The organism is Paraconexibacter sp., from assembly GCF_041602235.1.
Classification (GTDB): domain Bacteria; phylum Actinomycetota; class Thermoleophilia; order Solirubrobacterales; family Solirubrobacteraceae; genus Paraconexibacter.
The window spans coordinates 1-2,812 of sequence record NZ_JBFIGP010000391.1 but is presented as its reverse complement, the minus strand read 5'-3'; the positions used below and the strand labels follow the sequence as shown (position 1 = coordinate 2,812).

The following is a 2,812-nucleotide window of genomic DNA, read 5'->3' as shown; positions in this document are numbered from 1 at the left end:
GCGCCACGCGTACCTGAGCGCCCTGCTCGGCATCCCGCACCTGGTCGTCGCCGTCAACAAGATGGACCTCGTCGACTGGCAGGAGGACGTGTTCGACGGGATCGTCCGGGACTTCCTCTCGCTGGCCGGCCGCCTGCGCGGTGTGCGCGACACCACGTTCATCCCGATCAGCGCCCTGCACGGGGACAACGTCGTGGATCGATCCGCGAACACCGACTGGTACTCCGGGCCGGCACTGCTGGAGTTCCTCGAGACGGTGCCCCTGGGCGAGGACCGCAACCTCGTGGACGCGCGCTTCCCGGTGCAGTGGGTCATCCGCGACGGGGCGACCGACTACCGCGGCTACGCGGGCCAGGTGGCCTCTGGGGTGTTCCGTGCCGGCGACGAGGTCCTCGTCCTCCCCTCGGGCGCGCGCACGACGGTGGCCTCGGTCGAGACCTTCGACGGTCCGCTGGACGAGGCGTTCGCCGGCATGTCGGTGACCCTCCGACTCGCCGACGAGCGCGACGTCTCGCGCGGGGACATGATCGTCAAGGCCTCCGAGGACGCGGTCCGGGTCACCAGGGAGTTCGAGGCGGACGTCTGCTGGATGGGCGAGCAGCCCCTCCGGCCCGGCGCCCGCTTCGAGCTCAAGCACACCACGTCGACGGTGCGCGCGGTCGTCGACGCGGTCGACGAGGTCGTGGACGTCGAGACCCTCGAGCCGCGGGTCGGCGACGGCTCCCCGGCCGAACTCGCCCTCAACGACATCGGCCGCGTGCGCCTGCGGGTCTCGCGCGAGCTGGCCCTGGATCCGTACGCGGTCAACCGTGCCACCGGCGCGTTCATCCTCATCGACGAGGCGACGAACGACACGGTCGGCGCGGGGATGGTGCGGTAGGCGCGGCCGGGGCCTCGGCCGCCGCGCCGTCGGGCTCGGTGGTCGGCCGGGTCGCGGTCGGGCTCGGCGGTCGGCCGGGTCGCGGTCGGGCTCGGAGGTCGGCCGGGTCGCGCCCGGGTCGTCTCCCCGAACTCGGTGGAGGAGACCACACATATAGTGGTCCCGCCCACCGAGTTCGCGGCGCGGGCCGTGACGGGCCAGCGCTGCGGGCAGGGGCCGGCACCCGGGCCCACGCCCACACCCACGCCGATCGAGACCCGCTTCCGCCCCAGCGCCCCGGCTCCCCTCCCGAACTCGGTGGAGGAGACCACGCATCGGGTGGTCCCGCCCACCGAGTTCGCGCGGCGGGCCGCGATGAACCGTGGCCCAGCGGCCTCGAACTGCGACGACTTCGTCACGGGCGTGGGCCGATGGCGTCACGCGGGCCGGGTCGTCGACCGCACCGCTCCTAGCCTCGGGCGCGATGCCAATCCGTCCCGAAGGAGCAGCCGTGTCCGACGCATCCCATGTGGCCCTGAGCACCACCCCGACCCTCCCCGGCCACGAGGTGGTCGCGCATCTCGGGGTGGTGGCCGCCTCGACGGTCCTCGCCCCGACGACGTGGCTCGAAGCCCGTTCCCTGGGCCGAACGGTGCTCGGGGGACGGGTCCGGGCGCACGTCGATCTCACCGACGCCGCCATCGTCGACGCGGTGGAGCGCCTGCGCGCCGATGCCCGCGCGTCGGGGGCCAACGCGGTGGTGGGTCTGTCCGTCGAGCCGACCCAGCTGCGCCACTGCCTGCTCGTGATCGTCTCCGGCACCGCCGTGTCCGTCACCGAGACGGCGCCACGCGCCGACGCCGATGCCTGACCTGCCGTCGGCCGCGCGCGCGGTGATGCTCCGGCAGGAGGGCGTCGCAGCCCGGCGGCAGCTCCTGCTCCGCGGGATGGACGCGCCGTCGGTCGACCGCGCCCGGGCGGCCGGGAGGCTGCGTGACCTCCATCCCGGATACGGGATCTACTCGATGGTCCCGACCCCGTTCCTGACCGACGACGCGTTCCTGATCGCCGCCATGCTCGCGACCGGCTCGCGGGGCCTCGCGAGCCATCAGACCGCTGCGTACCGGTGGGGCCTCATCCCCGCGCCGCCGTCGTCGATCCACCTCGCCACGCGGATGGACCTCGTGCCGCCCGACGGCGTCGTGGTGCACCGGACGGTCCTGCGGACGACGGACGTCGGTCGCCTCGGGCGCTTCCGGACGACCACGGTCGAGCGGACCCTCCTGGACCTGGCCGCCGGCTACGACCTCGCCCCGCTCGTCGCGGCGCTCGAGCAGGCCGAGTTCCTGCACCGTCGGCGCCCGGAGCACATCCTCGCCGTGCTGCGACGCGGCCACCCCGGCAGCGCGAGGCTGAGGGAGGCCCTCGACCGGCATGTCCCCGGATACGGCGAAGCCCGCAGCCGGCTCGAGCGGCGCTTCCGCCGCCTGCTGATCGCGCACGGCATCAGGCTGCCGGATCGCAACCGGCGGGTCGGTCCCTGGACGGTCGACTGCCTCTGGGCGGACCTGCTCGTCGTCGTCGAGCTCGACGGGGGCCAGCACGACTTTCCCGGCCAAGGCGGAGTCGACGCCCGGCGCGACCTGTGGCTGCGGCGCCACGGCTACATCGTGCGGCGGTACACCTACAAGCAGGTCTTCGGGCCCGACTGCGACCTCGTGGTGGCGGACCTCCTCGCGGCGTTCGCCGAGGCGGGCGACGCCCAGCGCAGGGCGGCGTCCGAGGTCGGGGCCGCGTGATGCCGCCGCGGCAGCGGTGCCGGAGCGGCGGCGCGGCCGGGGCGCCGTGGCGCGGCCGTGGCGCGGCCGTGGCGCCGTGGCGTTGCCGTGGCGCCGTGGCCTTGCCGTGGCGCCGTGGCGCGGCCGTGGCGCCGTGGCGCGGCCGTGGCGCCGT

The 2,812-nt window shown here is 74.8% G+C and carries 3 protein-coding genes; all 3 read left to right on the top strand.

Features of this window, described 5'->3' with window-relative positions; genetic code table 11:
• On the top strand, window positions 1–880 hold an 880-nt coding region (locus ABYE80_RS19410), incomplete at its 5' end, for an EF-Tu/IF-2/RF-3 family GTPase (RefSeq protein ID WP_372791955.1).
• 490 nt (window positions 881–1,370) lie between these two features.
• A complete protein-coding gene (locus ABYE80_RS19405; RefSeq protein WP_372791954.1) occupies window positions 1,371–1,730 on the top strand; it encodes a YbjQ family protein in 360 nt (119 codons plus the stop codon).
• The gene (locus ABYE80_RS19400) at window positions 1,723–2,658 is read left to right on the top strand and encodes a DUF559 domain-containing protein (RefSeq protein WP_372791953.1); all 936 of its coding nucleotides are present in this window, start codon (window positions 1,723–1,725) and stop codon (window positions 2,656–2,658) included. Before ABYE80_RS19405 ends, ABYE80_RS19400 begins: the two co-directional genes overlap by 8 nt.
• The last annotated feature ends 154 nt before the right edge of the window (window positions 2,659–2,812 follow it).